The following is a 24,548-nucleotide window of genomic DNA, read 5'->3' as shown; positions in this document are numbered from 1 at the left end:
AACCCTACATGAGCACCGCAGAACAATTCGACGTGATCGACGATGCAACGTCCCTGCCGGCCGAGGCCGCCCTCTCCGGGGACCATGCCAGCACCGCTGGAATCACCGAGTTCCCCGGAGGGAGCGCGCTTGAGCCGGGTTCGGTCGAGCATGAGCTCCAGGAGATGGTCGAGGCGGCGGATTCGCTGCGCAAGGACGGGGTGATCACCGCTGCCGACGCCGAGAAGAAGAAGGCTGAAGTCGAGAAGACACGCAAGCTGTTCCGGGAGCTGCCGCCGGAGCAACGCGCGGCCATCGTCAAGCGCCGACGCGACCTGGGTCTGCAGATCCTGAACCGTGAGCTCGCCGGCGCCGCGGTGGTGGCAGTCGACCTGAAGCTGAACCATACCCGGCTCCGCCCGCTGTTTCTCCAGTCGTGGCCCTACCTGAACCGGATGAGCTTGAACCTGCAGCGCTTCGGCGCTGAGACGTTCAGCCGAAGCGAGCTGGCCACCGTCAACGACTTCCTCGAACGTGAGCTGGCCAAACTTGAGGACTACGTCGATGAGCAATTGCGGGTGGCGAAGGCCTACTGCGAGATGCGCGAGACGGAAATGAAGGCCAAGAACGACATCATCTTCCGGCCCACTGTCACCAGGCCGTCGCTGGAGATGGAGATCCAAGCGTTCTCACGCTTCTCGCTGCGCGCGCTGCAGGTCCTTGTCAACTTCGACAAGACGATGGACGAGTTCGATTTCATGGTCTGGAATGGCATCCGTGACCAGTCCGACGTCAATGACCAGGTGAACAGCTTCCTGCGCAAGTTCCAGCCGCTAGCATTGCGAAGCTATACCACCCACTTGAAGTTGATGACAACGATTCGCGGCATCTGAAGGCTGCTTGCGCTATGGCTTCCTTACTCGACCAACTCAATCCTGCCCAGCGCGAGGTCGCCGAGATCCGGCGGCATTGTCTCGCCGTCGCCGTCCCCGGCAGCGGAAAGACCAAGACGATAGCGACACGCGCAGCGCTGCTGTTGGCCGACCCGGCCAATCTGGTTGGTGCTGTCACGTTCAGCAAGGACGCCGCGGTCGAGCTGAGGGAGCGGATCTTGGCGCTCGCAACCGAAGGTGCCAAGGACCGCCTTCTGGCAACAACTTTCCACTCGCTCGCGTTCAAGCTACTTGGCAGCAAGGGCTCTAAACGCCCTGCGGTCGCAAGCGAGGGTGACCGCCTTGCCATGGTTCGCATCGCAATCAACGAAACCGGCTCCGACCTGAAGCCGGAAGATGCCATCAAGTCCATTGACACGTTCAAGTCGCGTGTTGGTGAAGTGGTAGAGGAGACGCCAGAGGCCCGGGTCTACCACGCTTACCAGCACGCCCTTGAGCGCAACGGAATGCTCGACTTCCAGGACATGATGCTCCAGGCGGTATCAGGACTCCAGCGTGGATCGATTCGCGCCTTCCCCTTCACCCACCTATTGGTGGACGAGTACCAGGATAGCGACCCTATCCAGCTTTCGCTGCTTACACTGATCGCAAAATCCACGGGCTCGCTCGTCACCGCAGTTGGAGATGACGATCAAAGCATCTACGGTTTCAGATCTGCGCTCGGCTTTCGCGGAATGGAATCGTTCATCCGGGAGTTTGACGCGACGCCTGTTGTGCTCGGAAGCAACTATCGCAGTCGTGCTGAAGTTCTGGAGGCTGCCGACCGGTTGATCCAGAAGAACCGTGACCGGATCCCAAAGACCCTGGTCGCTAGCAGAGGTCCTGGTGGCTCGGTGTCGTTCCTCCGCTTCGATGATGAATACGCAGAGGGTACAGCTGCAATTGAAGCGCTCGGACCTGTGCTACGCAACGGAGGATCGGCTGCTGTGCTGACGCGTTCAAATCGGCAACTTGATGCCGTTGAAGCCATCTGCCGATCTCATGGCCTGAAATATTATAGAGCGGCGGGGAAGTCGATCCTTGATCGGCCGGAAGGCGCATTGATGGGAACGCTCTTGGAGTTGGTTCAACAAAGCAGGACTGGCGGCCTTGACGCTGCGCTCGCGTTTGCCGGCGCAGGGGCGAAGAACTACGGGCGTTGCATGCCACCCACGGCTCCTCTATGGATCGACCTCAGAAGAAGAGCCTACTTGACCTCGGTCTGTCTGAGCGCACCACGGACCTGTATCGGACCCTGTTGAAGAGACTTGGAGAATGGAGGGCTCTGTATGGCCGCCAATTCTTCGTCCTCGTGCTGGATGGCGTGCATGAATGGATGCAGGAGCACGCAAAGACGGACTCGGCCAAAAGAGCGATCACAACAACCTACGGCGTTCTTTCGCGCCTCAACGGCCCGTTCTCGGAACGCCTTGAGTTTCTTAGGCGCAAGAACAATGAGCCGGCGCCGGATGCCTTGATCTTGACGACCGCCCACTCGTCCAAAGGGTTGGAGTGGGATTCGGTTTGGATAGCGGGGGCCGGCGAGACAGTGTTTCCAAACGAGAAGTCCACAGAGGTGGAGGAGCGGAGGCTGTTCTACGTCGCGATGACGCGAGCCCGGGACCATTTGACTATGAGTGTCTCGCGCAAGTACCCGACATCCCGGTTCGTGCTGGAAGCCGGATTTGGTTGAGCGAGCCGGAAGCGGCCTTGCTTAACTACGGCGTCGTTGTACCGTTATCCACTCCTCTGCCTCTATTTTACTTTCAATGAAATCTCGCCCTCCCCATCAGACCCGCGCTTTCGCGGACGTCATCTCGGGCTTCAGCACTCGGACCGTGGCCAGCTTGTGATGGCATGCGGGACGGGAAAGGCGCTTACTGGGCTGACACTTGTAGACTGGCTCTTTGTAAGCACTGCGAAGAAGAACCCTACGTCACGATTCGTGATCGAGGCAGGACTGGCATGACAAAGCCCCCTAAAAAACAAAAGCCAGGATGGCAGTCCTGGCTTCTGCGGAAGTTGCCGGGTCCCGAAAAAGGCGTACCAGACTGCTCCTCCCACTGAGTGCAAAGTCTAGAAAAGCCTTCGGGTCCTGTCAACGCCTTCACAAGTTTTTTTGTATAGAACGGCGGAACATGATTCGAACCATGGAAGCCGGTGGGCGGCGCTCGCCCATCGGCAGCGCGACGACGCGTCCTTGCGCCGTGGGCAGCGCACATCCTATCGCCCACGGCGCAAGCGAGTCTGGGCCACACTACCTACCAAGCAAGATTGCCAACGCGCTCGTGCGCGTCTATGAGGCGTTGCATGAGTTTGCGTTGACGCAGACACAGCGTCAGGTTCTCGCCTGCCTGGTTCGTAACGGCGTGAAACAGCAAGATCCAGTGGACTGGATCTTCATGAAGAAGGTCACGATCGCACGACGGCTTGGTCTTAGCGAGGCGACCGTCTATCGTTGCCTCGCCGCCCTGGAGGGTGCCGGCCTGATCGAGCGGGAGGAGCAAAGACAGTCCACATACAATCTGAAGGCCCTTGGTCGGATTCGGCTTTCGGTGCAAGCCATTCGGAATCTTGGCCTAGCGTCGACTCAACCGTCGCCTGAGATGGGTGCCACGGCGAGGACCCCCGACATACAGAACCAGGGAGCCACCCGCCGGATGCCCGACCTCGCACCGGTGAGAGACGTTAACGTACACCCTCAACAATCTTCTTCGAAGAAACAGTCGCCGGGGACGAGCCCATTCATTCGCGTGCTGGGCAAAGCCGTGCCTTCGGAGCTGGCCTGGCTGGTCACGCAAAACGGACTGGCGCTGACCGGCCTGTTCGCCCTCATGAAACGCGCTAAGGCCGTCGGCCACCGGCTTTCGAACGTAATTGCAGTGGTCCGCGATGCCCTGATACCGCTCAAGGGCAGGGAACTCTTCGCCTACATCCAGGCCCTGCTGTCCAAGACAGTCGACTACGCATTTGTCGCAGAACAGCAGGCAACGCAAGCGCAGGCCGAGCGGGCAAAGGCGGAAGCCGCAGCTGCTGTAACCGCGGAAATTTCAGACCTGGTCTCAAGGCTCCGTGGGGTCCAGGTAACGCGCGCCGACGGTGCCGTGCTCAGCGTTGATGAGGCATCGGTGGTGATCGAGAAGGCTGGCCGTAGGGCCGCGGCACCCCATGCGCTCGCGTTCGATCTCCTGCGGGAGATGGCGGCCTGCCAGGCGAACGACGGAAAGTCGGCTTTTGCTCGACCCTGCGTGGACCCGTTCGAACGCGGCCAGTCCTTGGCGGTGATGGAGGCGCAGTTAGCCGCCGCCCGGGGAATACTTCGTGGGCGCTCGTCGCCGGCGCACTTGACCAGGTGCGCGGCACGCCCCGCCCTTCAGAACGGCGAGGGATAGCGCGGCCTCGGTACCGGCGTAACCTTCGCTGAGGGCCGCATTTCGGTTGTCCGGATTTGCACCCTGAGGCAGCCTGGCCTATCTCCGTGAGCCGGCGCATGGCGTGTCGGACGCGCAGACGTGCTTCTCGCGCTGTTAGGAATCCTCGTCTTGTCCATCTGGATCGAGCGGGCCGCACTCCATGCATACGAGCGCATCGCACCAATCGTGTGTAATGAGCCGAGGCGCACTGGTTGGCGTACGATGCGTCACATTTCTGGCGGGCGCGAGGTGGCGTGGGAGGATAATTCGTAACGGTCATCCATTGCAGAACCGTTGACCGACAGGGTCCGGCAGCACGGTGCGATGCGCATTTATCTACATTTAGGTATAATCCTGTGATGCCGACGATGATAAAAATGCTGCGCTGGGTGGGGTCAGCGAAAAAAGACCTGGGCGCGATGCCGAAAGACGTGCAAGACACCTTTGGCTATGCGCTGCACTTGGCCCAGGTGGGTAGTAAGCACAGCCAGGCCAAACCGCTGAAGGGCTTCGGCGGGGCGGGTGTGCTGGAAGTGGTGGAAGACCACCAGGGCGGCACCTACCGCGCCGTGTACACGGTGCGCTACGCGGGAGCGGTGTACGTGCTGCATTGCTTCCAGAAGAAATCGACCAGCGGCATTGCCACACCCAAACCGGACATGGACTTGATAGAGGCTCGCCTGAAAGCTGTGACGGCCTTGGAGAAGGAGCAATGAACATGAACACGATAGCAACCATCGACGACCTTACCATTGAGCAAGGCAGCGACAATCCCTATGCGGACCTGGGCTATCCGGACGCCGACGAAATGCTGGTCAAGGCCGGACTGGCACATGAGATCGCGCAGATCATCAAGAGCCGGCACTTGACCCAGCAACGGGCGGCCGAACTGCTGGGCATGCCGCAACCCAAGCTCTCCGAGCTATTGCGCGGCAAATTCCGCGGCATTAGCCAGGCCAAGATGATCGAGTGCCTGAACCGATTGGGGCGCGACGTGGACATCGTGGTGAGGAAGGCCGGTCGCCGAACGCTGGGGCACACTCACGTAGTGGTTGCCTGACGACGAAAAAGTCCTAGGCTTACGAGCTCGGCGGGCTAATGGCGGTGGCAGCTGCAGCCCCTGTCAAGCAATCCGGCCAACCAAGGAACTCGTTGAAAACCCATCTGCGTTTACGCGCTTCCAGGCGTGGAAGCGCTCCAGCGCGTTCCCAGGCGCTCCAACGCACTTTGATGCGCTTTACCCCGTGTGGACGGCACCTTCGGAAACAGCCTGCGCCATTGAGCTCCGAACCACCAGATCGCAGGGTAAGGCTCGGGTCCAATGTCTTGGTCGCGCCTCCGGCTGACAAGGAAGGGCCCAGCAGGGGCAAGCCTGCGGAACACGCAGGCCAATCTCGCTTGATGTAGCGGTCAAAGACCATTGATGGGAGCGAGCGACCCTGTTGCTGACATACCCCCGTGGCAAGCCATCTATCCGCGGCTCATTACCCGAGCGCAGATTTGATGCGGCCAAACACATATTGACCGAGGTACCAGCCCAACTCTGACTGCGCGAGGATGTCCTGCTCTGTAACTGAGGACGGCTCGAGCTTCATACGTCGCAGCAAGAGCTTGCCCTCTCTCGATGCGAACCAAGCGCGGATCAGCTCTTGTCTCGTTCTTGCTTCTGCCGCTTTGAAGTGTTCCAGACCTTTGCGCGAGTCTTCGTTCATGCGCACACGGACCTGATCGTCGTGCGATGCGACACTACGTGCAACGGCATTCGTGGTCTCAGCCTTTGCGACCTCTTGTTGCGCATCAACTGCAAGAAGCTTCGTTTGTACCTGGACCATCGTTCGTTCAGCTTCCGATATCTTCCAGTTGTCCCGCAGGGCGCTCATCAGATAGCCTGCTGGACTCTTCTTCACCTGCCCTCGATGAAGCTTGAAGCGGGTGTATTCAACGGCCTGCATGATCCGTTCGTCGGTCCATACCTCACGGTTTTCCGATATCTCGCTGAACTGCCGGGAAGACAGATTGAACTCGTCCTTGAGAATCTTATAGAGGTGGCTTGCATCTGCCAGGCTAGCCATGACAGCGTCGGCGGTATCCTTTCGCTTGAGTAGGAACCTGATTCGGTCCACCTTCTTCGAAGAGGTAGACTCGGCCCGAGTCTCGTACGAGAGTTCGATGTCCGAGACTTTGTTGATCTCCTGGACCGCCGGTTCTAACCAGTCGCGCTTGAAGTATTTGAATATTGCCGCGTTGGCCCCCATTTTTCCGGGCCACGTACGCATTTCATTTAGCTGGATCCAGTCCGTTCGGCCGACCTGCACGCATGGCAGAACCTTATCGTAGATCGCCCGCGCCAAGCTGCGTGTGAAGGCGGTGGAAATCCTTAAGCTCAGCCAGTGGGACTTGCGCGGGTCACGGATAAGTGGGAGTAAGCGAGGATGTACGTCGAAGCTGACACGCCCCCGGAGAAAACCCACGAGACCTATTAGTTGGACTTGTACCCACAAGTCATCTTCATGGGGGTCCCGGTCCAATGGCGTATTGGTGACACGAATTTTCGCGTTCTGCGCTTCGTCGGCAATGGACCGCAGGTGCTTGATATTGCGGCTGTCATAGCGCATCAACCACTTGAAGTAGTTGAGATCAACGTCATACTGAGCTCGGGCCTCGGGTTCTTGACCGACAATAAAATACGCGGCGTCAAGGAAGCGCCGCGCTGCAAGCCCCATGTTGACGATTTCAGTAAAGACGTTATTGCGTTGAAAGCCGATCTCCCGATTGGCCTCGGTTATGGGCAAGCCCAAGTCAAACATGTCCTCGAACAATGCGAGTGCCATCTGTCGAGGCGTTGCGCTTGATTTGACCTCCTCGATATTGTCCGACGCCATAGTTTTCTGCTCGTTGTTCTGGGCTCAGCGCACTTTAGCATGCTTAGGTGAGGTGTCAACACAATGGACCTCACCTTGAGCAGCTACGAATCGCTGTTTCTTCGCGGCGTGCACAACCACTCTCACCTACCGCACAACGAACCTCACCATTTTGAGAACGCTTTTGCCGCCCAAGCCTTAACTTGTCGAGGTTTCATAGGAACGCCCTAGTGTTCGCACATCAACCCTCACCATCGATCCGCGTGCACAATGAACCTCACGTTTGTGTCTCCTATATCTCACCTAGGCGGCACAAGGAACCGCACCTTGCTGCACAAGGGGTCTCACCTTTTGCACATGGAACCACACCTTTTTGATGTTAAGACATTGATTTTAAAAGAATTTGCAATCTGCTGTTGGTTGGTTGGGTTGTTTACTTAAAAAAAGACAAACTAACTAAAAGCCACCTGCAGTCCATAGGTGAGGTTCTTTGTTCACGAGAGAAGGCTGTTTTTGTATGGTGAGGTTTCTTGTGCGGAACCGCGATTAACGGTCTTAGTTTTGCACAAGAAACCTCACCATCTCACCATCCGACGCCCCTCAAGGCGAGTGTTTGTGCGAAACCGGCCGTGAGCCGGCATGGGGTAAGGGCCCCCGAGTTGAATTGGCGCGAAGGTGTAGTCGCTGACCTTGTCAATGTGGACTGTGCGTCATTCTTAGGTGGAGGACAAAGTACGTTTCGCATTGTTCACAAAACTTCCCTGCAAGGTCAGGTATCCAAGGTGAGGTTGTTTGTGCTGATTCCCTGCGGGTTAGCAGTTGCCACACGCCACACAACAGGCCTCACCTTCGCATCATCTCTCGGCACTACCCCTTCAAGTCCCTCTTCTCTCCGACAAAGGTGAGGTCATTTGTGCGAGGTTCATAGTGAACCAGTGTTTCGCATTACTACGCTTACTGAGTTTTAGGGTACGCCAAACCTCTGGAATCGTTGCTTTATTGGAGAGTCCCTATAGAAAACAGCAATTTATGCAGCATTCCTCAGGCATTTCCTGTATTCTGAGGTTTATATATTTTTCTGGAAAAACCTCAGAATGGTGAAAATTAGCCAACTTCCTGCTGTAGACCGGACCGTCCCTCTAGAACAAATCAGCAAGTTTGCAGAGAAAGTGACAATTTTCACGAGTGAGCTGCGTGAGACGATATTGGCGCCCAGGCCCAGAAAAACTGCGCCAATCTTCAAGACAGGCGAGATTGCCGAGATGTGCAACATCTCGCACTCCCAAGTTCAGTACCTTGCGACAAAGGGTAGCGGTGAATTGCCCGCAGGCACAGCTGCAGGAACTGGCCGAACCCGCACCTTCACGCTGGAGGAAGCGCGTGTTTGGGTCCAGAGGGTTTCAGATATTTATCAGACTCCACTCGTTACTGGCATACGGGAACCGAAAGGGAAGATTATCATCACGGCCCAGCTGAAGGGTGGGTCTGCCAAGACAACAACAACTATGTGCCTCGCACAAGCGCTAACGTTGCGCGGGCGCAAGGTGCTTGTGGTTGACCTCGATCCGCAGGCGTCGCTATCGGAATTGTGCGGCTTATACGCAGAGAAAGACGTGACGCCGGAAGACACCGTACTGCCATACATCTACGATCAAGAAGTCGAAGGTGGACTGGAAGAAAGGGTTCAGTCCACCTACTGGGATGGTCTTGACGTCATCCCGGCGCACACAGAGTTGATTGGTGCGGAGTTCCATCTGCCAGCAATGCAGAAGACGAAACCTGGCTTCAAGTTCTGGACGGTGCTGCGATCGGGGCTTGAACCGCTGCGGAAGCGTTACGACTACATCCTGATGGACACGTCCCCTTCCTTGTCGTACCTAAATCTGAACGCACTGCTAGCGGCAGATGCAATGGTAATGCCGATGGTGCCTGAGAACTTGGACTTCATCAGTTCGTTGTCCTTCTGGCGCCTGTTCTCGGATGTTTCCAAGAGCTTCATCAAGTATGAAGCGGACAAGAAGTATGACTTCGTCTCCCTTTTGCTCTCCAAAGTCGACTATGGTCGTACCTCATCCGCGCCTATCGTCCGGGCATGGGCCGAAAGCGCTTATGAGAACTGGCTGCATTCAATCGAAGTACCTGCCAGTTCCGTCATGAGCACAGGCGCACTGGCTTTCTCGACTGTATTTGACGTCAGCGGCACCCACAGTGCGGCGAAGTCACTACAGCGGATTCGGAAACCCCTCATCGATTACTGCCGATGGGTGGACGAAATATTTGAAGAAAAGTGGAGGAACGCGCAATGAGCAATATGCGTGAACAGCTGCTGGCAAAGACGGCCGGCATCCGAAAGACTTCTGCGATCAAGGAGGATGAGGTCAAGCGGACCGACCGCACGCAGACCGCGCCTGGTCTAGCGGGAGCGTTGGCTGTGGCTCAAATCCGGGTACAAGAGTTGGAATCAACTGGCACTTCGTCCCAACTGCCGGTTGCGGAAGTTGTCCCGAACCCATGGCAGCCGCGAAAGGTCTTTAACGAAGCGAAGCTGGGAGACCTAGCCGAGTCAATTCGTGAAGTTGGGTTGATGCAACCCATTGTGGTTCGTAGGGTTGAGTCGGCCTATCAGATTGTGGCGGGCGAACGTCGGTGGCGAGCGCATAAAATTCTGGGGCTCGATACCATCAAGTCAGTCGTTGTGGAGTGTTCCGACTCCGATATGGCTATTCTTGCCCTGGTCGAGAATATCAGCCGAGATGACCTGTCTGACTTTGAAGTCAGCCAATCCATCCGGCGGTCTGAAAAAGAATTTCCCAACCGCAAGCGGATGGCGGAAGCGGTGGGTCTTTCCAGAACCGGCCTCTACCAATTCCTCGCATTCGACAAGCTTCCTAGCTTCATCTTGGATGACCTCCATCTTCATCCGCGACTGCTAGGTGGTAACGCAGCACATGCGCTCGTCGGGGCCATTCGCAAGCATGGAGAAGAAGGTATCGCGGCGGCGAAGGAGATCTGGCCACTTGTCGTTAAAGGAAACATGGATCAGGGGAAGGTGGCCTCAGCGATTGGGGCGCTGGCTACTCGTCGTGCAACAACGGAGTCGGCGAGCGGGCGCAGTATTGACAAGTTCTTCTCGGGAAAGGAACAGGCTGGCTCCATCACGAAGGACGTCAACAGCTTCACGGTGAAGATCAAAGCTGGCGTCCTGACTGAGGCGCAGGAGACCCAGATTCGGGAAATGATCAGCCAGATGTTTCATCACCAGCCAAACTGACTGTTTCATATTGATGAAGAGCCCGCCGAGAGCCAAGGCCATCGCTTAATCTGTTGATGGCTCGCCCGAGCCAGTGCTGATTCAAAGGCCATTCGAGTTTCGAAGGGCCTTTGTCATTTGACGCCCATCAGTTCGTCGAACTCGACCACGTGGGTGGCCAAGCCGACGTCGGCGTTCGCGCACCCCTCTGTTTTGCAGCAGGCGGCCTTGGGGCGCGTCGAGGTATCGAGCGAGTCTCACGAGTTCCTCGCCAACCCCGATATTGGTCTTGATGGGCGGGAACTCACCACACAGCAAGCACTTCAGGAGCGGAGTGCTGGTGGTATTGCCGGTCATTCCATAGTCATGGCCGCCGGTGGGGCCGCCCGGCTGTTTGGACCGTCGAGAGTACTTCTTACCTGCGGCGGGCACCCCGAAATTGGCGCAGGTAGGGTTTTTACAGAAGTTGACCTGGATAGGTCGAACGCTCCCATCCGGCAGCGTCACCTCAACGAGAGGCGGAACGCGGTCGGAATCAGATGTGAGCCGAGAGCGGGCTTTTTTGCGATGCCCGAGCGGGCGCTGCAATCCCGCAGGTGTACATACTATGTACGCGGTGGGGTAATGCCCGAACCGCCATAGATCGCTGCACTGGATCTTGAGGAACTGTGCCCTCTGTCCGTTGGCCAAAATGCCGCGAATGGCGACGTTTGTTGAACGGCAGGTTGCCGAGGCATCCGTTACGCGACAGGTCGCCATCTCCCCCGCCGCAGGGATGTCTGCCCTTGCACCGCCGTTTCCGATCTGCGCTGAGTACATACTATGTACTCGGCGCCGGGGCATTGTCGGAGCGCGTTGCCTTGAATACTCCCAACGAGTTTAGCCACGCATGCACTGGCTGGGCATCTCTTCCCTTTCGCAACTGGCAACCCTGCGCCGAGTACATAGTATGTACTCGGCATCCGATTCAGCGGTCCAATGGCGCAGGCCTGCCATCGCACCCGGCACCTCATCTGCGAGCGCAAGCTGCGTATGCTGCTAGGTGGCATCGCCACCAGGCAAAGGCCAAACCTCTATTTTGGCAACGCCTGCAATTCGGCCGTATGGCTCCGCCTGCGCTGCGATCTCGTCGGAAAAACATGGCCACACCTGGAGCACGGGCACTATGCCCGTTTTGCCAGTGTCTCGACGCAACACAGTTTATGGGGACCTTGCGCGCGACTCCCCCGCGCAACTGCACACTGCATTCCCCATATATGTACTAGGCCGTCCTTGCGCCGGACACGCGCCGGCTGCTCTGGCCGGGGAACGTTTCCGCATACGTGAACAGGGCTCGGACGGAATCACAGTGGCTGGACTAGCTGCCGGTCCGCGGCGCACCCAGCGACGCAGCAGCTTTGAGGGAGAGGCGGCGCAAACCTGCGCCGAATCCCGAAGCGGAGCCCACGGCGGTCCTGCCGCTCATGTGGAGATCGCAGCAATGGTGACACATTCTCCCGCCATCGCCGTGCGCCCACATTCTGCGCGATCACCCCGCGGGGGCGCGCGACCATTCGCCATTTATGTTCGAGCCAGGAGATGGCGGACACATTGCCCGCTGGCTTGACGCGACTGGGGGTGTGTGTCGATCGTCGTGTAGACCCATACCGACTCGGGCGGGACCGGATCGGTTGGTCGCCTTACGCCCAGGCGAGGCAAGGATGACCCAGTGGGAATGGATGTCGCCAACGGATCCGCCTCTGCGCCGTGCCGGTGGCGTCATTGCTTTTCTTCGAGATTCGATTGGAGTGGTACTGGCCAGAGGTGCCCACATAGCTGCCGCTTTTTACGCTGGTGTTCAAGCTCTTTCTCGGTGTCAGAAGTGTGCAGGAACTCGCCTACGTGGTCGCCGGCTATGACCGCGCGGCAGCGAATGGCCCCCGAGTTCTGGCTAGTCCTTTACCGCAGGACTTCCGCGGCATGGGCACCGGATTTCCGAATGACCGATCAAGCCAATGCCTCGATGCGCGCTGTGTCCGATACTCTGCCGCCGCCCGGCGCGGGCCCTATGGATTTTCCCATGAAAACTGTGGCCCAGGCCTGCCGCCACGTGTTGCCGCGCCTTGCCGGCGGTTGCATCCCCTCGTGTCACCCCGCGATTCCTGGCCGGCCATCGCCGAGGAACACGTCCACCGCATCCAGATGGCGATTCTGTCCACAACCGCGGCACACCAACGACCTGGCCAGAATGAGGCACTGAGTGTCTGATGGCAATATCCGACTTGGCACGACGGCAGCCTGCTGCCGTACGCGTCGCTATCGCTGTCTTGAGAGTGTGCGCGCTAAACCGCCTAGAAATTGCCTCGTTCAGAAAGGGGTCGGTCCGATCGGCCGGCCGTCAATGACGGAGCATTGCGGCATCGACCCCGCGGCACTAGCCGGCTGGATCGGCGAGCCTCCAGAAGCGTTCCGCCGGGGGATGCTAGATTTGCGGCCACTTGCTTGCGTGGCCACCTCCTCACGCGCTATGCGCTGTCTACCTGGAGTCGGGTTACCATGCCGCGCTGTTCTCCGTGCGGCTGTTCGCATAGCGGGCGCTTGCCGCGGGTTGCCTTCAGTCCCCCTTGGTGAGTGCAACTAACGGCCCCGAGTTCTCCGCCGACGCAAAGCTGGGGCTTCGACTCTTCTGGGAAGGGCGGATAGGACCTTTGAAACGCCACGTGGCGTTTCTGTCTGCGCCCAGGTGACACTGCCGCTGGCGCGCTTGGGCGCTATGCCTTACAGCTGGAACGGAAGCGCTTGGGGACCAAGTAGCCGCCTAAGTCGACGCCGTCAATCCCACGAACTTGCTGGTAGTCCAGATCGCGCAGTGCTCCCGCCCCGGCTGAATGTCCGGGAACGGCTGCTCGCCGGCCGAAAAGAAAACCTACCTAACCATGTTTGCGACGTTTACGCAGGCATCCCCGGAAGGGCACCAAATGTCGTAGTCATGAGCTAACGCGAGCATGCTGGCGCTCTATCTCGCCGCTGACAATTGCGAGCACGAAGCCCTCCTCGAACTGCAGCGAGAAATCGCTGGAGAAGCTAAAGGGAATCGTAGGCTTACGAGCTCGGCGCGCTAACGGCCGTGGCAACCGCACAAACAACCTCACCTTCGGTGAACAGAACGAGGACTTGAAGGGAGTGCGTGCCTAGTGATTAGGCAAAGGTGAGGCCTGTTGTGCGGTTGCGGCCGTTGGTATCCTGCTGGACATCAGCACAATTAACTAGGTGATTCGGGCAGTCGTTGCATGTTCTGGCCAACCGAGTCGACCCTGGCGAATTTCGAAGTGACGTCCCCGATATCGACTCGCTCCAAGCAGCGCGCGAGCGTGGCAAGCATTTGACCGAGCAGGAATGGGAAAAGCCGTAAAACCTGACCCTGAAGGAATGCCGCCGCAAACGCCGCGCGCTCGGACCTTATATGATCGACCAGGATCGGCAGGCGGGGCGGGTCTATGCTGTCGTCCCGCTAGGCAAGGAGAGGGGATTCCGCTACCGACGCCGGACGGTTCAAAGCAGACTTGGCCCGGCTCGAAGCTGCGCTCGCCCCGTTCGCCAAGGCCAGCGCCAGCTACTGGGTGGTCCAGAGCGAGCGGATTGCGGTCCCCGCGAAGCCGATCGAGTCCCTTGTGCGTCTTGTGGAGACACGTTGCCTCGGCGGAAAGGGCGCTGCATGACTTTCCTGCAGAGGAATTGGGCTGCCCGTCGCTGCCCCACATGATTCTTACCCAACGTCGCCGCCCCTGTGGCTCATTTAGGCATCAGCTGGAATCGGTGTGGCGGAATCGGAACCTCCTCAGCAAAATGCCCAGCGGGAGAAAAACGTTCCCCTGGGCCCTCGCCGCTTCTGCCATACCAAGCCAGCTTGGTGACGCTAACGGGACACCAGATTCATCCGCTAAGTCTTTGAAACTACACAGAAACCCTTTATCGCGAGTTGGTGCCGACCGTTTCTGCATAGTAAAAGCGAATGCCGATAATGTAGGGAGGCTGGTCGCTTGCAGGGATGGGCCAACGTTATGAGAGCATCACCCCGCTTAGCGAGCTGATGGGTTCACATCAGCCTCGCGAGATGCTGGGTTCGCCCTCGCGAGGGATGAAGTAGTCAACTGGGATCTCCACCACCCACACTACTCGCGCGGCCGCGTGTGCGTTCATGAACCCGTTCCATTGCGCCACCACCGACTGCTTGATCTGCCGTCCGATCGCGCACCCGTGAAGGCACTGTTGAGGAACAAGCTCCGTGCGAGCCATGGAACATCATGTGTAAGAGCGAGCACATTTCTGCGCATCGCCACGATTCTTTGATTTCTAAACGAAATTCGTCATTAAGTACGCTTTTCGAAAGTTGCTGAAAGGCAACGTCAGCGTCAGGCTGCACAACATTCTTGAGACTACGTCGAAACGGGCCAAAATCGTCTAATGTAAGACGAGGAAAAATCCTCCGGGGCTTTCGATGAAAAAGGAGCCCGACAAGCGCGAACTGGCAGCGGCGCAAATCTTCCGCCCCCTTGGCCAGGCGCCACTCACCCGCAAGCAGGCAGCTCTTGCAGGACAGCTATTGGGCTTGCACTGTTCTTCAGTGTACCGGTTGCGGCGACGCTTTTTAGAAGACCCGGTGACAACCTCATTGCTCCCGTCTCCGTCAGGTCCACGTCGAGGGCAATACATGCTGTCGGATGATGTGGAGGCAATCGTTCAGGACGTCCTATCCGATTGGCTTCCGCGGCAGAAGCATCTAGCCCATCCCCTTCATGAGATTTGCCGAGAGGTCCGCATGCGGTGCGCAGTTGCATGCGCCACACCACCTTCCCGGCCAACAATCTCGCGCCGATGGGCCGACTACCGTGACAAAGAATGCATGAAGCTTTCGGGCGCAGCGCCGGGCCACCTTGTGGCACAGCACCCTTTGGATATTGTGCAGATCGATCACACACTTGCCGACATCATGCTGGTCGAAGAGGTGTTTCGCCGCGCGATCGGCAGACCATGGCTTACTTTGGCAATCGACGTCGCCACACGATCGGTCGTGGCAGTCTATGTCGGTTTCGATCGCCCCAACGCGGCGACTGTCGCTCTGCTTCTCACGCGGATGGTCCTGCCCAAGGCCCCATGGTTGGCGAGCCGGGACGTCGCTGTAGATTGGCCGATGCATGGCGTGCCGAAGGTATTGCATCTCGACAACGCTGCCGAGTTCAAAAGTAAGGCACTGCGAGCGGGCTGCAATCAATACGGAATCGAGCTGATGTATCGCCCGCCTGGCCGACCCTATTTCGGGGGCCATATAGAAAGACTGAACCGCACCATGATGGAGAAGGTGCACAGTCTGCCAGGCTCGACCGGATCGTCGACGAAAGGACGAAAGGCTCGCAAGCCAGAAGCGGAGGCCGCATTGACCCTCCTGGAGTTCGAGCAATGGCTGATGTATGAAATCGGACAGACCTACCATCACAGTGCCCATCGAGGCCTAAGCGGCGCGACGCCATACTCCGCGTGGTCGACGTTGTCTGAGGCATCGAAGCCGCGGCTTCTTCCTGATTCAGCTGCTGAAGAACTTCGCTTCCTCATTCAGTTCCTGCCGATGAGCCGACGCACCATCCAGGCTGACGGCTTGACACTGTTCTATCTGCACTATTGGCATCCGATCTTCACCGCCTGGCGGGCAGCTAACCGTCGCGTCGTGGTGCGATACCATCCAGAGGACCTATCGAGAATCTTCGTCAGTGCCGATGGCAAGGAATACGTTGAGGCAAGCTTTGCCGACTTGCGGCGTGGCCGAATCTCCCTGTGGGAGCAAAAGGCGGTACTGAAGCATCTCCGGTCGCAGGGAAAATCCCACGTCACGGAGTCTGCGATATTCAACGCGATAGCCGCGCAACGCAGCATCATAGAGGGGGCAACGGCGAAGCGGCGATCCGCAGACAGACGAGGAGGAGCAGGGGAGACCTCGCCTTTCCCGGCGAGCTGGCAGTCCAGTCGGCAGGCGAAATCCCCCGATGCGTCATCGCCAACGCCGGATGTCGACTACAGCAAGCCGCCTCCAACTTATCACGTAGAGCAACTGTGAACTGGCGATGGGTGCTTCCTTGACACACCTTCTGCCGGAGGTCCGTTCTTTAGCAAAGAGCGATGACAATGTTCGCATTCTTGCCTTGGCTCGCGATCGATGGATCGACTATCCCCGCGCAACACAGGCGTTCGAGCTTTTGGACCGGTTGGTGAAGATCCCTCCACGGCAGCGTATGCCGTGCGTTCTGCTGTACGGCGAATCGAACATCGGAAAGACCCAGGTCATCGCGAATTTTGAACGGCGCCATCCTCCGGAATACGACGAAATTGCGGGCGTGGAGCGCCGGAAGGTGGTGTCTATGCAGATGCCACCCACGCCCGACCAGAACCGCTTCTACACATCGCTGCTGTTCGAGCTTGGAGCGCCGTTCAACGCATCAAAGCGAGGCTAAACGTGCTCGAGCATCTGAGTCGCGAGTTGCTTCGGAAAGTTTCACCGCGCATGCTGGTTGTTGATGAAGTTCATCACCTCTTGTCGGGAAATTATCGCGAGCAGCGCGCCTCACCCCGGACGGTCACTTCAAACTCCCCCACTTGTGGTCGGCTAAATTCCCCCAGGCAGGACGGGCAGATTATGAATCGGCCTTCTCAGAAACAGCAAGCCTGGTGGCGGCTTCTTTGAGGCGGTAGCTTTTTCCTTCGAACTCGAGAAGCTTGGATCGATGCATCAGGCGATCCAGAATGGTAGTGGCCATGGTGTTGTCGCCGAGGTATCGCCCCCAGTCCTGCACCACGCGGTTGGAAGTGACGATGATGCTGCGACGCAGTTTGTAGCGCTGATGGACCAAGGTCTGCAGCAGTTCGGCGGCGGCGTCCGGGATGCGTTTTGCCAGGAACAGGTCGTCGAGCACCACCAGTTCCGGCTCGAGCAAGGCCGTGAGCAGTCTGTCCTGATCGGCACGCGTGTCCACGGCGTAGCCGGCGAACACCGTGTCGGACTCGACGTAACGCACCTTCATGCCCTGTAGGGTAGCGTTGTACGCAATGGCCTTGGCAATGTGGCTCTTGCCGGTGCCGGGCTTGCCAATTAGCAGCGCATTGTCAGCGTCGGCGATGAACTTCAAGGTGTGCAACTCGAAGCAGGCCTGACGCGGCAGCTTCGGGTTGAACGCCCAATCGAAGTCGACCAGGGTTCGGCGCTCATCCAGGCCGGACCGCTGGTAGCGCCGCTCGAGTAGCCGGGAACGGCGGCGATCCAGTTCATCTTGCAGGATCATGGAGAAGGTCTCGAGGAAGGGTTGCTGGCCCGCCTGGGCCTGCAGCACGCGGGTCTCCAGTGTGGCGCCAACACCGGACAGGCGCAGTTCGCGCAAGGCACGATCGATTTCAGCAAAGCTCATGGTCATGGGTGATCTCCTGGGTTGGCGGCGGCGCTTGTCTGGCGCCGAGCGAGAACAGGTCGGCATAGTCGTCGCCGCCCCGAATCAAAGGATTTTCCTGGGTCAGGGGCAGTTCGCCCTGGATTGGCGTATCGAGGTCGGCCAGCGCTTGCTCGAGCAGGCGTTCGGTCAAGGCTTTGACCTGCCGGTAGCTGGGCGCACCTTCGCGCAAGGCGGTTTCGCACGCCGCGTCGATCAGCCGACGGGGATACCGCCGGACAAGACCCACGATGCCCCACAGCTTGCGCTGGCCCACACGCCCCTCGGTGTCGAACAAGAGCTGGCACAGGCGTTCGGCGGAGGACCCGATGGCTTTGGCCTGGGCAAGAATGCGCCGTGTCTCGCGCGAGGGATTAAAGAGGCGCTCGTCCTGCGGCAGCACCACCGAGCCGGGCCTGTCCGCCAGATCGTGGCTGCGCAGCAAGGCCTGGGTTTTCAGGTCACGGATTTCCAGACGATGCGCGTACTTGCGCACCAGCACCCGGCTGCCAATAGCCGCCGGCCGGGCCGCGTAGCTGCTGTGATCGACGCGAATGCACGTGTCGTCGTAGACGGTGTAGACCTTGTCGGTGAAGTACTCGAAGTTATGCACCGGCAGTGCCCGCAGATGAGGGCGTTCTTCCTCGAACATCGCCTGGACCTGACGCCGAGTGCTGCCGTGGATCCGCTTGGAGGCCCAGTTCGTCTCCCATTGTTCAAGGAAGATGTTTTGCTCTTCGATCGACTCGAAGCGGCGTCCCTTCAGGGCGGTCGCCTGGGTATGCTGGATCGCGTTCTCGACCGTGCCCTTGCGATTGGGGTCGCGCACGCGCGCCGGATCGGCCACCACGCCGTAGTGGGCCAGCATGGCCGCATACACCGGGTTGAGCTCGGGCTCATATAGGTCGGGCTTGAGGACACCTTCCTTCAAATTGTCCAAGACCACGTACTGGCTCACGCCGCCGAAGTGGCGCCAGGCCTGCTCGTGGAGTTCTGCCCAGACCTGCTGACTCGATTTCCACACCACGCGCCGGAAGCTGCGGCGAGAATATCGCAACGTCATCACGAACAGCCGCGGCTTGCGATAACGGTCCGTGCCTGGCATCCGGGTCGGAGCACCTTCACCGTAGTCGACCTGCGCCTCCTCGCCGGGCAGGAACTCCAACCGGTCGAATTGTGCCGGCGCGTGATGGCGCAAGATCCTGACGAAGCGCTTGACGCTTTCGTAGCTGGAAGCAAAGCCGAACTGGTCCACCAGGTCCTGGTAGATGGCCGTGGCGTTACGATGCAGACGCACCTGGACAAATTCCTGGTACGGCGCGCAGGCCGACAACGTGTTTCCGTTATTTGCCGGCGGTCGGGGTGGAGGAATTTGCGGCCCAGAGCCGGTGGTCACCGTGGGGGAGTTTGCCTGAGCGGCGGCAAATCGTTCTTGATATCCTCGAATCGTCTTGCGATCGATTCCGGTAATGCGTGCGATCTCCCGCTGGCCTTTGCCTGCCGCGACCAGCGTAGCAATGGTGGTTTGTAGATGTGGCTTCAAGACGTTCACTCCGGCAACCCCTCTGCTTCATGCGAGGGGAACAAGGTAACGTCCTGCCGGGCGCCTACATCACTTTCAGCGCCCCTTCAGGTGGGGGAGTTTGAGGTGACCACAGGTGGGGGAGTTTGACCGACCATCGGGGGCCTCACTGAACCTGCTCAAGTTTCTGGCCAACGATCTCCAGATGACGATTGTCCTTGTGGGGACGCACGATGCTGAGATTGCACTTCAAACCGATGCGCAAATGAGCAGTCGATTTGCGCGCTTCGAGATGCCTCGATGGCAGGAGTCGGAAGCCTTCCGGGGACTCCTGGCGGCATTCGAACGCGTTCTTCCTTTGAGACGGCCGTCAAACCTGTCGCGGCGAGAAGTTGTCACGGCGATCTTGGCGGCGAGCGGAGGTCTGACCGGCGAGGTCTCGCGGCTATTGAATTCTGCCACCGAGCTTGCGATCCGCGACGGAAGGGAGATGATCGATGTCTCTCACATCGAACACGCCCGGAACAGCGTGCTTTAACCAAGCGAGGTCGTGGCCGGTTGCCCCGCGACCGTTTGACGGAGAGGCATTTGGGGGCTGGCTTGGCCGACTCGCTGGCAAGTATTCCATGACAGTCGAGCAGCTATGGATGCACGCCGATATCGGTCCGATGCCGACCCTTACACGGAGGAAATGGCTACTGTTTCCTCCAGTGCCGCCTGAGACCTTGGAGCGTCTCTCAGAGCTGACCCACGTAAGCGTGGATCGCCTGATAGCCATGCAGACTCCAGCCGGTTGGGTCTATGAACGACTTTGCTTACGGTATTGCTACCCCTGTTTGATCCTGAACCCTGCTGATGTCTGTTCGCCATTCTGGAAACGCGAGTGGTTGGATCCGAACTTTTCAGTGTGCGTGCAACATCCTGGCAGGCTCGAAACGACCTGGCACTGGAGTCACTATAAGATTGGCAATTTCAATGATCTGCTTCGAAGAGCGTACGCAACACCCCACCGGGAGATTGTTTCGCATGGAAAAGCGACAGTCGCATGAATGATGAGCGGAAAAAGCTACGCGCGCATGAATAGTGAGCGTGGCTCGCATGAACCGCGATCTTCAACAGCGGTTCTAGATGGGGCGTACGCTCGTCGAGCGTTGATCGCCACCGTGCCCGTGCTTGGGCAGGGCTGGCCTGCCTTCCAACTCCCTATAGAGCATCAGCACTACGTCCTGAAGCGTTCTGAATCAGGGGCGGCGCATCAGTCGGAGAAGCCAGGGGCTTGGGCAGCAGGCCTTCCATTGCTACCCACTCCACGTCTGTCAGATCGCTTGATATCGCTTCGTGTTGGCCGGCATGCTCCTTGCCGCTCTCGATGTTCTTATCTCCACATCCTAGCTTTAGAATACTTCCGCAGCGAATTATCAAACAGGATCTCAGAGAGGCGTGGAAATGAGACTCGAAACGGAAGGATGACATCGACCGCCGTCGATGGAGAAGCGAAGAGGCTCGAGCCCCTACCGCGCAAGGAGCGCGACGAAATAACTCCGTCTGTTTCCCTCCCGTTACCGCCGCCTCGGGCACCCCTTGGAGGACATGCAGGGACTGTTTTGAGTTGAAATTCGCGCAAACAGATTGTGGATTGACCGACGAAGACTTTGGATCTCTGCCTGAGGTATTGACGGCCCTTGCCATAGTCTGCATTTGCAGGCTTGGCCCCATTATTCGTAGGGTTTTTCCGTCGTCCCAGGCGGCACCTTGTAGCGATTGTAGCTCCAAAGATACTGCTCGGGAATGCGGCGGATCATATCTTCCAAAGCTGTATTGATGAGTGTCGCCTGTGCCTGCGCCTCATCAGGAAGCGGCCCTGCAAGTCGAACAAAGTGGATGCGCCATCCGCGGCCTCCCCGGAGACGCTCTCCTGCAGCTACTATTACTGGCACGCCGGTTTGCGCTGCCAGCTTCCCCGGCAGTGTCATTGTGTAGGCCATGCGGCCAAAGAACGGCACCCATACTCCTTCGCCGATGCTTGGCGCCTGGTCTGGCAGCAGGCCTACCGACTCTTCGTGGCGTAGCGCTCGCAAGAATGCGCGTACCCCCTGCGTAGATGCCGGCACCGCAGTTAGTCCGGACTTCTCGCGAGCGGTCTCGAACAGCGGTCGAAGGATTTCCTTGCGAGGGAGCCGATACATGACGGTGAGAGGCAGGCGCTGCGCGGTATAGAGGGCGGTAATCTCGAAACAGCCCAGATGTGGCGTCAAGAATAGAATCCCCGGGCTCTCTGCAAGAGCCGATTCAACGACTCCCCAGTCATCCGAGATGGCCTGCGAGATACTCTCTTGACTGCGGAACCACACTCGACAGGTCTCCAGAATCATAGCCCCTGCTTCGCCAGCAGCCTTGCGGGAAAAGGCAGGTTCTGGGTAGCCAGCCTGGGCGGCATTCTCTTGCAATCGCTGGCGATACTTTCCTGGGAATAGATAGATGAGTCGCCCCAACAAGCGACCTGCGGAATGCAGAATGGGTAGCGGTAGCGCAGCGATCATTCGGATTAGAACGAGAAACCAGTCGTGCCGAGGATAGCGATCCATGAGCGATCTAAGAGGTCATTCCTTCCGTAGCCCGACTCCGGACGCCTAGAAGCGATGGACATTGTTAAATGCGGCAACTGCGTCGCCGCGCTGGATCGGCGGCCGAGCCACCGGGCGCTAGTAATCTTCCAATCGCTCAGGGCCCCAGTGGGAAAGTCGTTGCGGTGCGAGCACGCGTGGACTTGGCGTGACCAATCTCTTCAAGCCTGATCTCGACGTGCTTCGAGAACACGTATTCGGCCGGGCGCTGCTTGGTCAGGTCGATGTCCGCTGCCATCGGGCCCGAGGTGCGCACGCCGCGCAGGCTCACACCCAGCGCCTTGAGCGGGTGGGCGATGGTGTCAGCTACCGCCGTAGCCTCGAAGCCGCTATGGACCATGCAGTCGGCGCACTTCTCGTAGTTGCCCACGCCGTAGGCGTCCCAGTCGGTGCCTTCCATCAGTTCCTTGAAGGTGTCGACATAGCCTTCGCCGAGCAGGTAGCACGGACGCTGCCAGCCGAACACCGTGCGCGCCGGATTGCCCCAGGGCGTGCACTTGTAGGTCTGGTTGCCGGCCAGGAAGTCCAGGAACAGCGTGGACTGGCTGAACGCCCAGTACCTGCCGGCGCGCCCGCGTGCCAGGATGTCGCGGAACAGCTGGCGGGTCTTGCCGCGGTTCAGGAAGTGCTGCTGGTCGGGCGCGCGCTCGTAGGCGTAGCCCGGCGAGACGGTGATGCCGTCCACGCCCATGGCCTTCACGGAGTCGAAGAAGCGGGCCACTTTTTCCGGCTCGGCGTCGTTGAACAGCGTGCAGTTGATGTTGACGCGGAAGCCGCGCTTCTTGGCCGCGGCGATGGCCTCGACGCACCGGTCGTACACGCCTTCCTGGCTCACCGAGCGGTCATGCATCTCGCGGTCGCCGTCCAGGTGCACCGACCAGACGAAGTACGGGCTCGGCTCGTACCGGTCCAGTTTCTTTTCCATCAGCAGCGCATTGGTGCACAGGTACACAAACTTGCGGCGCGCAATGATGCCCTTGACGATGGTGGGCATGTCCTTGTGCAGCAGCGGCTCGCCACCGGCAATGGACACCACCGGCGCGCCGCATTCGTCGACCGCGCCCAGGCACTGCTCGATCGACAGGCGCTGGTTCAGGATGGGATCCGGATAGTCGATCTTGCCGCAGCCGTTACAGGCCAGGTTGCAGCGGAACAGCGGCTCGAGCATCAGCGCGAGCGGATAGCGCTTGTTGCCGGAGAGGTGCTGCTTGACGACATAGGCGCCCACGCGGGCAACCTGAAAAAGGGAATGGCCAAAATGTACTTCCTTGTTATTGGGGCAGCCGGGCGTCAGCCAGCGGCGGTTTGCGGGTCCGGCTGCGGCACGGCCCCGGCGGTGGCCGTTCCGGCCGCCTGCTTGCGCGGCGATGGATCGGCCAGTTCGGCTGGCAAGCGGAATTCGGCGTGTTCCTCGCGGCCATCCATGACCGACACGTCCACCGGCCCGAGCTGGCGCACCGTGGCGATCACGTCCTTGACCATTTCCTCGGGGGCGGAAGCGCCGGCCGTGATCCCAACGACTTCGACGCCACGCACCCACTCGACGTCCAGTTCACAGCCGTGTTCATATCATCCTAATTGTTCATGGGCGCGTTGCAGCGTACGCCTCGTTCCGGCTGCGCCGGGCGTTCCTCTGACGAGCGCCCCCGCGTCAGGTCGCTTCGCTGCTAAGTGGCCAGACCTCGATGCGGGGCGGGCTGGAGAGAAGTTCACTGAGCATCTCCAGATCTCCTCTTTCTTCGCGCCACCGGAAATAGGCATCGACCGCCGCAACGGTCTCGAATATATCGATGAACAGCACCTTATTGGGCTGCGCTTCCTGGCGGACCGGCCCTCGCGGCGCGCACACCAGGGAACACAGTAGTCCGCTTCTGAAGTTGCGGAAGCATTTCATTGAAGAAGCTGTCGACGTGCTTAGGTTTCAACTCAATGGAAACGGTGACAGTGACTCCGTTCGACATGGCAAGAACCTCTCAAGATTTGTGTGGACGGAGGGGGTGTATATTGCGCGGCGCCAGTTCCGTCTCGTACAACATGGACTAGCCTGGCGGAGTGCGGTAAACACTTTGAGGTGACAGCCCAGCTGATCTGTGTCTGACTCCGAACAAGCGTTTACTGCGGAGGGGATAGCGGCCGGCCCATGCCCATGGCGCATCGACGCCGCGCTCGCCGTCATATCTAAAGGACGAATTCACGCGGTGTGCTCGAGGGAGCGAGTGAGAGCAAGGCGCCTGACAATGCCAGTGGCTCGTACTTGATGGCCACAAGCGGATACGCTCGACCAGTTGCGATGCCCAATCGCGGAATGCGCGCACGTTAGGCGCAAGGGCCGGCTTCGCGGATAGGCGGCCCAGATCGGGATCGAACGAGGCCTCCAGCTTGACAGAATCTCGACCAGCGTACCCGAACGGAGGTGCTCCTGAATCATGAAGCTTGGTGGCTGAAGTATGCCATTGCCGCTCAAACCATAGGTCACATAAGCGTCGTCGTCGTCGTTGAAGCCGAAGTTGCCGATCATG

18 protein-coding genes and 2 pseudogenes are annotated in these 24,548 nt (G+C 59.0%); 12 read left to right on the top strand and 8 right to left on the bottom strand.

Annotated features, from left to right (window positions below):
• Window positions 1–8 precede the first annotated feature (8 nt).
• The 5 genes and pseudogenes from OMK73_RS01270 (at window position 9) to OMK73_RS01250 (ending at window position 5,384) form a co-directional block, all read left to right on the top strand.
• Complete coding sequence (locus tag OMK73_RS01270; protein ID WP_267600350.1) at window positions 9–872, top strand: ATPase; 864 nt, start codon at window positions 9–11, stop codon at window positions 870–872.
• Between the two features lie 14 nt (window positions 873–886).
• Window positions 887–2,604, top strand: a pseudogene (locus OMK73_RS01265) (ATP-dependent helicase).
• Window positions 2,605–3,061: 457 nt separating this feature from the next.
• Window positions 3,062–4,303: a helix-turn-helix transcriptional regulator gene (locus tag OMK73_RS01260; RefSeq protein WP_267600349.1), complete on the top strand. Its 1,242-nt coding sequence runs from the start codon at window positions 3,062–3,064 to the stop codon at window positions 4,301–4,303.
• 380 nt (window positions 4,304–4,683) lie between these two features.
• Window positions 4,684–5,040: a type II toxin-antitoxin system RelE/ParE family toxin gene (locus tag OMK73_RS01255; RefSeq protein ID WP_267600348.1), complete on the top strand. Its 357-nt coding sequence runs from the start codon at window positions 4,684–4,686 to the stop codon at window positions 5,038–5,040.
• 2 nt (window positions 5,041–5,042) lie between these two features.
• Complete coding sequence (locus OMK73_RS01250; protein ID WP_267600347.1) at window positions 5,043–5,384, top strand: helix-turn-helix domain-containing protein; 342 nt, start codon at window positions 5,043–5,045, stop codon at window positions 5,382–5,384.
• Window positions 5,385–5,808: 424 nt separating this feature from the next.
• Here OMK73_RS01250 and OMK73_RS01245 read toward each other — a convergent pair whose 3' ends face one another.
• Window positions 5,809–7,206 carry a replication initiation protein gene (locus OMK73_RS01245; RefSeq protein ID WP_267600346.1) on the bottom strand — a complete coding sequence of 466 codons (1,398 nt, stop codon included), beginning with the start codon at window positions 7,204–7,206 and terminating at the stop codon, window positions 5,809–5,811.
• Window positions 7,207–8,279: 1,073 nt separating this feature from the next.
• Between OMK73_RS01245 and OMK73_RS01240 the strand changes: the two genes are divergently transcribed.
• The 5 genes from OMK73_RS01240 (at window position 8,280) to OMK73_RS01215 (ending at window position 17,147) form a co-directional block, all read left to right on the top strand.
• A complete protein-coding gene (locus OMK73_RS01240; RefSeq protein ID WP_267600345.1) occupies window positions 8,280–9,491 on the top strand; it encodes a ParA family protein in 1,212 nt (403 codons plus the stop codon).
• The gene (locus tag OMK73_RS01235) at window positions 9,488–10,456 is read left to right on the top strand and encodes a ParB/RepB/Spo0J family partition protein (RefSeq protein ID WP_267600344.1); all 969 of its coding nucleotides are present in this window, start codon (window positions 9,488–9,490) and stop codon (window positions 10,454–10,456) included. Before OMK73_RS01240 ends, OMK73_RS01235 begins: the two co-directional genes overlap by 4 nt.
• 4,861 nt (window positions 10,457–15,317) lie before the next feature.
• On the top strand, window positions 15,318–16,523 hold the full coding sequence (locus OMK73_RS38015) for a Mu transposase C-terminal domain-containing protein (protein ID WP_324291634.1): 1,206 nt from the start codon (window positions 15,318–15,320) through the stop codon (window positions 16,521–16,523).
• A 19-nt stretch (window positions 16,524–16,542) separates the two neighbouring features.
• Entirely contained in the window at window positions 16,543–16,917 is a 375-nt protein-coding gene (locus tag OMK73_RS01220) for a TniB family NTP-binding protein (RefSeq protein ID WP_267600343.1), read from the top strand.
• A 50-nt stretch (window positions 16,918–16,967) separates the two neighbouring features.
• The gene (locus OMK73_RS01215) at window positions 16,968–17,147 is read left to right on the top strand and encodes a hypothetical protein (RefSeq protein ID WP_420715448.1); all 180 of its coding nucleotides are present in this window, start codon (window positions 16,968–16,970) and stop codon (window positions 17,145–17,147) included.
• Here OMK73_RS01215 and istB read toward each other — a convergent pair.
• Window positions 17,098–17,871 (bottom strand): IS21-like element helper ATPase IstB, encoded by a 774-nt coding sequence (gene istB, locus OMK73_RS01210; protein WP_267600341.1) that lies wholly within the window; start codon window positions 17,869–17,871, stop codon window positions 17,098–17,100. The genes OMK73_RS01215 and istB overlap by 50 nt on opposite strands.
• Entirely contained in the window at window positions 17,852–19,435 is a 1,584-nt protein-coding gene (istA, locus tag OMK73_RS01205) for an IS21 family transposase (protein ID WP_267600340.1), read from the bottom strand. Before istA ends, istB begins: the two co-directional genes overlap by 20 nt.
• Window positions 19,436–19,541: 106 nt before the next feature.
• Between istA and OMK73_RS01200 the strand changes: the two genes are divergently transcribed.
• Window positions 19,542–19,943 carry a TniB family NTP-binding protein gene (locus OMK73_RS01200; protein ID WP_267600339.1) on the top strand — a complete coding sequence of 134 codons (402 nt, stop codon included), beginning with the start codon at window positions 19,542–19,544 and terminating at the stop codon, window positions 19,941–19,943.
• Window positions 19,903–20,454 carry a TniQ family protein gene (locus OMK73_RS01195; protein WP_267600338.1) on the top strand — a complete coding sequence of 184 codons (552 nt, stop codon included), beginning with the start codon at window positions 19,903–19,905 and terminating at the stop codon, window positions 20,452–20,454. The genes OMK73_RS01200 and OMK73_RS01195 overlap by 41 nt, the downstream gene beginning before the upstream one ends.
• 666 nt (window positions 20,455–21,120) lie before the next feature.
• Here the strand turns inward: OMK73_RS01195 and OMK73_RS01190 are convergent.
• The 5 genes and pseudogenes from OMK73_RS01190 to OMK73_RS01170 form a co-directional block, all read right to left on the bottom strand.
• Window positions 21,121–21,990, bottom strand: coding sequence for a lysophospholipid acyltransferase family protein (locus tag OMK73_RS01190; RefSeq protein ID WP_267600337.1), 870 nt, complete (start codon window positions 21,988–21,990; stop codon window positions 21,121–21,123).
• 136 nt (window positions 21,991–22,126) lie between these two features.
• Window positions 22,127–23,323 (bottom strand): adenosyl-hopene transferase HpnH, encoded by a 1,197-nt coding sequence (hpnH, locus tag OMK73_RS01185; RefSeq protein WP_267600697.1) that lies wholly within the window; start codon window positions 23,321–23,323, stop codon window positions 22,127–22,129.
• Window positions 23,320–23,589, bottom strand: a pseudogene (locus OMK73_RS01180) (4-hydroxy-3-methylbut-2-enyl diphosphate reductase); the annotation flags it as partial. The gene hpnH and the pseudogene OMK73_RS01180, both read right to left, overlap by 4 nt.
• 91 nt (window positions 23,590–23,680) lie before the next feature.
• The gene (locus OMK73_RS01175; RefSeq protein WP_267600336.1) at window positions 23,681–23,830 is read right to left on the bottom strand and encodes a hypothetical protein; all 150 of its coding nucleotides are present in this window, start codon (window positions 23,828–23,830) and stop codon (window positions 23,681–23,683) included.
• A gap of 390 nt (window positions 23,831–24,220) precedes the next feature.
• Window positions 24,221–24,547, bottom strand: coding sequence for a hypothetical protein (locus OMK73_RS01170; RefSeq protein ID WP_267600335.1), 327 nt, complete (start codon window positions 24,545–24,547; stop codon window positions 24,221–24,223).
• Window position 24,548: the final 1 nt, after the last annotated feature.

It is taken from the genome of Cupriavidus sp. D39 (assembly GCF_026627925.1).
Lineage (GTDB): Bacteria > Pseudomonadota > Gammaproteobacteria > Burkholderiales > Burkholderiaceae > Cupriavidus > Cupriavidus ulmosensis.
Note: the sequence above shows the minus strand (reverse complement) of the source record. Positions and strands in the feature narration are given on the sequence as shown.